The sequence below is a fragment of the Pseudomonas sp. 34 E 7 genome, from assembly GCF_900005715.1.
GTDB classification, from domain to species: domain Bacteria; phylum Pseudomonadota; class Gammaproteobacteria; order Pseudomonadales; family Pseudomonadaceae; genus Aquipseudomonas; species Aquipseudomonas orientalis_A.
Genome location: NZ_CVTX01000173.1, coordinates 22,154 through 28,882, shown reverse-complemented (window position 1 = coordinate 28,882; position 6,729 = coordinate 22,154). Strand labels below are relative to the sequence as shown.

Here is a 6,729-nt window from a genome sequence, read left to right as displayed (position 1 = left end):
CACACCGAGCATTAGCGAGGTGCCGAGTGGTGGGGCAAGAGCGTTTTGCTTACTTTTGCGCTTTTCAAAAGTGAGCCGCTGTAAAAGCGGAACCGTTAGCAGTCGTTACCGCAGAAACGGATATGTACTCGGTCCAATCCAACATCCTGGTCGGCCCAGAGGCCGCCATCGGGGGCAAGCCCCCTCCCACATTGGATCTATGTGAACCCGATCAAGTGTGGGAGGGGGCTTGCCCCCGATGGCGGTCTACAGGCCTACACCGCCTCCCGATAAGGATTGCGCGGGTCCTGGGTCCAGTTCAAAAACGGCTTGCCCGTGTCGATCGGCACCATCTCGATGCAGTCGGCCACCGGGCAGGTGATCTGGCACAGATTGCAGCCCACGCACTCGTCATCAATCACCTCATATTGATGCGTACCATCGGCCTGCTTCAAACTGGCGATGGCCTGGTGCGAGGTGTCCTCGCAGGCGATATGGCAACGCCCGCAGCCAATGCACGCTTGCTGGTCAATCTTCGCAATCACCTGGTAGTTGATATCCAGGTATTTCCAGTCGGTGGTATTGCCCACCGCGCGCCCGGAAAACTCCTGCAAGCTGGTGTAACCCTGGCTGTCCATCCACCGCGACAAGCCATCCTTCATTTCTTCCACGATGCGAAACCCATGCAGCATCGCCGCCGTGCATACCTGCACCGCGCCGCAGCCCAGGGCGACGAATTCCGCCGCGTCACGCCAGTTACCGATGCCGCCGATACCGCAGATCGGCAGGCCCTGGGTCTGCGGGTCGCGGGCGATTTCGGCGACCATGTTCAAGGCAATCGGTTTGACCGCCGAGCCGCAATAGCCGCCATGGGTGCTTTGCGTGCCGACCACCGGCAGGGCGACCATGCGTTCGAGGTCGACGCTGGTGATGGAGTTGATGGTGTTGATCAGCGACACCGCATCGGCGCCGCCACGATACGCCGCGCGCGCGGCCACGCGGATGTCGGTGATGTTGGGCGTGAGCTTGACGATCACCGGCAGTGAGCAATAGGTCTTGCACCAGCGCGTCACCTGTTCCACATACTCCGGCACCTGGCCGACCGCCGCGCCCATGCCGCGTTCGGGCATGCCATGGGGGCAGCCGAAATTCAGCTCGATGCCGTCGCAACCGGTGGCTTCTACCAGCGGCAGGATGTTTTTCCAGGATTGCTCGACACAAGGCACCATCAGCGACACGATCAGCGCGCGGTCCGGCCAGTCCTTTTTGACCTGGGTGATTTCGCGCAGGTTGATCTCCAGGGAACGGTCGGTGATCAGCTCGATATTATTGATACCCAGCACTTCGCGATTGGCCCCGTAGTGGGCCGAATAGCGCGACGACACGTTGACCGCCGCCGGGTCTTCACCCAGGGTTTTCCACACCACGCCGCCCCAGCCGGCCTCGAACGCGCGCACCACGTTGTAGGCTTTGTCGGTGGGGGGAGCGGAGGCCAGCCAGAACGGGTTGGGGGCTTTGATACCGGCGAATACAATCGACAGATCGGCCATTATGCGGCCTCCACATTGAGCATGAGTTGGGCATGCATGGCCTCGGCGGCCAGCTTGCCGTGTTGCACCGCCTGCACGGTGAGGTCCTGGCCGAGGCTGACGCAATCACCGCCGGCATAGACCCCGGGAATGCTGGTGCGCAGGTGTTCGTCGACAAAGATGCGTTCGCCTACGCGATGCAGCTGCCGGGCCAGTGGGTCGTGCAGCGCTGCGTTGTCAAAGCCTTGGCCGATGGCCTTGAAGATCGCGTCGGCGGCCAGTTCGAACGTTTCGCCGGTGGGCTGCAGGCGACCGTTCTCCATGTGTGTGCGGGCAAAGCGCATGCCGCGGACTCGGCCCTCGTCGTCAAGCAACACCTCTTCGGGCTGGGCCCAGGTCAACAGGCGTACCTGATTGGCCTTGGCAATGTCCTGTTCATGCTGGGTCGCGCCCATGTCGGCGACACCACGGCGGTACACGAGGTTGACGTCGCGGGCGCCGAGGCGCGCCATTTGCACGGCCATGTCGATGGCGGTGTTGCCGGCGCCAAGCACGATGCAGCGGTCGGCCAACGGCAGTTGAGTGAGGTCGTCGGCTTGGCGCAGTTCGCGGATGTAGTCGGTGGCGGCGAGCAGGCCGGGGGCGTCCTCGTGGGACAGGCCCAGGTGTTTGCTGGCCGCCAGGCCGAGGCCGAGGAACACCGCATCGAATTGCGTGTGCAGCTCGCTCAAGGTGAGGTTGTCGCCCAGGCGCTGGCCGTGACGCAGCTCGATGCCGCCGATTTGCAGGAGGAAATCCAATTCCTTCTGGGCGAAGTCGTCCACCAGCTTGTACTTGGCGATGCCGTATTCATTCAGGCCGCCGGCTTTTTCCCGGGCTTCGAAGATCACCACGTCATGACCCTGCAAGGCGGACCGGTGGGCGCAGGCCAGACCGGCAGGCCCTGCGCCGACTACGGCGATACGTTTACCGGTGGGCGCGGCGCGTTGGAAAGGGTGTTCGCTGAAATGGGCGTTGTCCACCGCGTAGCGTTGCAGCAGGCCGATCAGCACCGGGGCGCATTCTTCGGCGTTATTGCGCACGCAGGCTTGCTGGCAGAGGATCTCCGTGGGGCAGACGCGCGCGCAACTGCCGCCCAGGATGTTGGCCGAGAGGATTTTCTGCGCGGCGCCTTGCACGTTTTCGGTGTGGATATGGCGGATGAACGAGGGGATATCAATGTCGCTGGGGCACGCGTTCACGCACGGTGCGTCGTAGCAATACAGACAGCGCGAGGCTTCCAGTCGGGCCTGGCGGTCGTTGAGGGGCGGTGCCAGATCGGTGAACTGACTGGCGAGGGTGGCCCCGTCTTCGCGGGGGTGGGGGAGGTGGGTCAGGGTCTGGATCACGGTAGTGGCCTCACGGTTTTTTTGGATTGCCTCTAAGTGGGCATTTTTGTTGCCTTGGACGATCGTTCCCACGCTCTGCGTGGGAATGCCTCGTTGGACGCTCTGCGTCCGCTCTTGGGACGCGGAGCGTCCCTGGCTGCATTCCCACGCAGAGCGTGGGAACGATCAACGATCAATGTGGGAGGGGGCTTGCCCCCGATGGCGGTTTCAGCGGTTCACAGCCACTGGCTTGGACAGCGCTGCCCGCTTGCTCAGCTGTTCAAACACCGACGGATACGCCGGCCGTTCCACATACCGCCCGGCACCCCGCTCGGCGCGCAGGTCGCCATCGGCCCAGACCAGCTTGCCCTGGCTGATGGTGTGGCTCGGCACGCCGCGTACGGTCTTGCCTTCGAAGATGTTGAAGTCGACTTGCTGATGATGGGTCTTGGCGGAAATCGTGCGCGTGCCCTGCGGGTCCCACAGCACCAGGTCGGCATCGGCGCCCACGCGGATCGCGCCTTTGCGCGGGTAGAGGTTGAAGATCTTCGCGGTGTTGGTGGACGTCAGTGCGACGAATTCCTGCATCGACAGGCGCCCGGTGTTGACGCCCTCGTGCCACAGCAGCGCCATGCGGTCTTCGATGCCGGCGGTGCCGTTGGGAATCTTGCTGAAGTCGTCACGCCCGACGGCCTTTTGTTCGGCGCAAAAGCAGCAGTGGTCGGTGGCGGTGGTGTGCAGGTTGCCCGATTGCAGACCGCGCCAGAGTGCCTCCTGATGCCCGCGCGGACGGAACGGCGGGCTCATCACGTAGCCGGCGGCGGTCTGCCAGTCGGGATGCTGATAGACGCTGTCGTCCAGCAACAAATGGCCGGCGAGCACTTCGCCGTAGACCGCCTGGCCCTTGCCCCGCGCATAGGTGATTTCGTCCAGTGCTTCCTGGGTGGAGACGTGCACCAGGTACAGCGGCGTGCCGAGGGTCTCGGCAATGCGGATCGCCCGGCTGGCCGCTTCGCCTTCCACCTGGGAAGGGCGCGACAGCGGATGCGCTTCCGGCCCGGTGATGCCCTGGGCCAGCAATTTGCGTTGCAGGTGGTAGACCAGCTCGCCGTTTTCCGCATGGACCGTGGGCACCGCGCCCAGTTCGAGGCAGCGCTCGAAACTGGCCACCAGGGTGTCGTCCGCCGCCATGATCGCGTTCTTGTAGGCCATGAAATGCTTGAAGCTGTTGATGCCATGGTGGCTGACCAGTTCGGCCATTTCCTCGCGTACCTGGTCGCTCCACCAGGTGATCGCCACATGAAAGCCGTAGTCGGACGCCGACTTCTCGGCCCAGCCGCGCCATTGGTGGAACGCCTCCATCAAGGACTGCTGCGGGTTGGGAATCACGAAGTCGATGATCGAGGTGGTCCCGCCTGCCAGGCCCGCCGCCGTGCCACTGAAAAAGTCTTCACTGGCCACAGTGCCCATGAACGGCAGTTGCATATGGGTATGGGGATCGATGCCGCCGGGCATCAAGTATTGGCCGCTGCCATCGAGTGTTGCAGCGCCGGCGGGAATATCCAGGTCCGTGCCGATCGCACGTATCAGACCGTCTGCGCAAAACACATCGGCGCGGTAACTTTCATCATGGGTAATAACGGTGGCGCCACGGATCAACAGCGACATGTCGAGTTCCTCACAGGCTTGACCGGCTTGTGCCAGTTCTAAGTGTTGTAATACCGTTCGCCGACGGCGGGTTAATTCCTGTCATCGGTGACAGGAATAGAAACTAGCCCGAGTTTTTCGATTGGGCAAGAATATTTTTATTCGTCTTTTGTATGATTTAACTATTTGATTTGTATCGATAAAAATCAAAAATCACCAAAATGAAGCAACCAGTTACCATTTTGACGCACTTGACAGGTTGCTGATTTGAGCAACATTTCTTATTGCAAATCAGCCGCTTGAGAGACAGCGCTTGACGAGGCCGGTAAATAAAAATAATTGTGTTGCACCAGATTGAGTCCTGAAGGTTCGGATAACTTTCCTGTTGTGGCGCCTGAGTCGCACGGCAAGTTCCGAAGATGCCCTCGGGCAATCGGATAAAGCTGATAAACATCAGCCAGTTATATATGCAGTGTGGGTCGCGAAGCAGTTGTCGGCACGGTAATTGAGTGCAGTGGCGGCTGGCCGGGCCTGAGATGTCATGTTGTCTACGAGGTACTCCGGCCACCTGCCTTAACCGTGCAGGTGAGCAACAATAATTTTAAAAAAACCGTGGAGCGGCCATGCAACAGAACAGATCGCAAGTCACCGAACGCAACGGCCTGTACGAACTCGACGCCGGCCCCGACGTCCTCGACAGCCCGCGCTACAACCACGACATGGCACCGACCAAGGTGCACGAACGCACTTGGAACAAGTGGCATATCACGGCGCTGTGGGTCGGCATGTCGATCTGTGTGCCCACCTACACCCTGGGCGGTGTGCTCACCGCGTACTTCGGCCTGTCGGTGGGCGAAGCGCTGATGGCGATTTTGCTGGCCAACATTGTGGTTCTTATCCCACTGACGCTTAACGCATTTCCGGGTACGAAGTACGGCATTCCCTTTCCGGTGCTGTTGCGCTCATCGTTCGGCATCCTGGGCTCCAATGTGCCGTGCCTGATCCGTGCGCTGGTGGCGTGCGGCTGGTTTGGCATCCAGACGATGTTCGGCGGGCTGGCGATTCATCTGTTTCTTGGCTCGATTTTCGAGGGCTGGAAGTCCCTCGGCGGCACCGGCGAGGTGATCGGGTTCATGCTTTTCTGGTGCCTGAATCTGTGGGTGGTGTTGCGTGGCGCCGAGTCGATCAAGCGCCTGGAAACCCTGTCGGCGCCGTTGCTGGTTGCCGTGGGCGTTGGCTTGCTGGTGTGGGCGATGCCGAATGTGTCGATCAGCGAGCTGATGGCGATCCCGCCCAAGCGTCCCGAAGGGGCGAGTCTCAGCGGTTATTTCATGGCCGGCCTCACCGCAATGGTGGGGTTCTGGGCCACGTTGTCGCTGAATATCCCTGACTTCAGCCGCTATGCCAAAAGCCAGAAGGACCAGATCCTCGGGCAGATTTTCGGCTTGCCGCTGACCATGTTCCTGTTCGCCGCCCTGGGCGTGATCATGACCGCCGCTTCGGTAAAACTGGTGGGCGTCAGCGTGTCCGACCCGGTCACCCTGATCGGGCATATCCAGAGCCCGGTGTGGGTCGCCGTCGCCATGGCGTTGATCATCATCGCCACCTTGTCGACCAACACGGCGGCGAACATCGTTTCGCCGACCAACGACTTTCAGAACATCGCGCCCAAGCTGATCAACCGCACCACGGCGGTGATTCTGACCGGTCTGGTGGGGTTGGCGCTGATGGCCCATGAGCTGCTGAAAAAACTCGGACTGATCGTGTCCGATGTCAGCCTGGAGACGGTGTATTCCAATTGGTTGCTCGGTTACTCCAGCCTGCTGGGACCGATCGCCGGGATCATGGTGGTGGACTACTTCATCACCCGCAGGCAGCAACTGGACCTGGCGGGACTCTACCGGGACGACGTGTACCCGGCCTGGAACTGGAGCGGGTTTATCGCATTCGGCGTACCGGTGGTGCTGACCTTGCTGTCCCTGGGCAGCGATGCGTTCAGCTGGTTCTACAGCTACGGCTGGTTTACCGGTTCGGCGTTGGGCGGGGTGCTGTATTACGCGCTGAACGCCAGACGCGCGATCACTCCAGTCGTAGCCAAATCATCTATGTGAACACGGTCAAAAATGTGGGAGGGGGCAAGCCCCCTCCCACATTTTGACCAGCTTTCACTGTTGGAATCGTGTCAATTCAAGCCTGAGGAGATCCCC

At 61.1% G+C, this 6,729-nt stretch carries 4 protein-coding genes; 1 reads left to right on the top strand and 3 read right to left on the bottom strand.

All coding sequences use genetic code 11. The features are described 5' to 3' along the window. Positions 1 to 254: 254 nt before the first annotated feature. The 3 genes from preA to hydA form a co-directional block, all read right to left on the bottom strand. Complete coding sequence (gene preA, locus BFP96_RS23815; RefSeq protein ID WP_170876038.1) at positions 255 to 1,532, bottom strand: NAD-dependent dihydropyrimidine dehydrogenase subunit PreA; 1,278 nt, start codon at positions 1,530 to 1,532, stop codon at positions 255 to 257. Continuing rightward, on the bottom strand, positions 1,529 to 2,896 hold the full coding sequence (locus BFP96_RS23810; protein ID WP_065896792.1) for an NAD(P)-dependent oxidoreductase: 1,368 nt from the start codon (positions 2,894 to 2,896) through the stop codon (positions 1,529 to 1,531). The genes preA and BFP96_RS23810 overlap by 4 nt, the downstream gene beginning before the upstream one ends. A gap of 207 nt (positions 2,897 to 3,103) precedes the next feature. Beyond that, complete coding sequence (gene hydA, locus BFP96_RS23805) at positions 3,104 to 4,543, bottom strand: dihydropyrimidinase (RefSeq protein ID WP_065937124.1); 1,440 nt, start codon at positions 4,541 to 4,543, stop codon at positions 3,104 to 3,106. Between the two features lie 602 nt (positions 4,544 to 5,145). Between hydA and BFP96_RS23800 the strand changes: the two genes are divergently transcribed. Then, complete coding sequence (locus tag BFP96_RS23800; RefSeq protein WP_065937123.1) at positions 5,146 to 6,633, top strand: NCS1 family nucleobase:cation symporter-1; 1,488 nt, start codon at positions 5,146 to 5,148, stop codon at positions 6,631 to 6,633. The last annotated feature ends 96 nt before the right edge of the window (positions 6,634 to 6,729 follow it).

Excerpts from the sequence above, each read along its gene's own strand:
- BFP96_RS23800 (WP_065937123.1), top strand. The coding sequence starts at position 5,146 with ATGCAACAGAACAGATCGCAAGTCACCGAACGCAACGGCCTGTACGAA.
- hydA (WP_065937124.1), bottom strand. The coding sequence starts at position 4,543 with ATGTCGCTGTTGATCCGTGGCGCCACCGTTATTACCCATGATGAAAGT.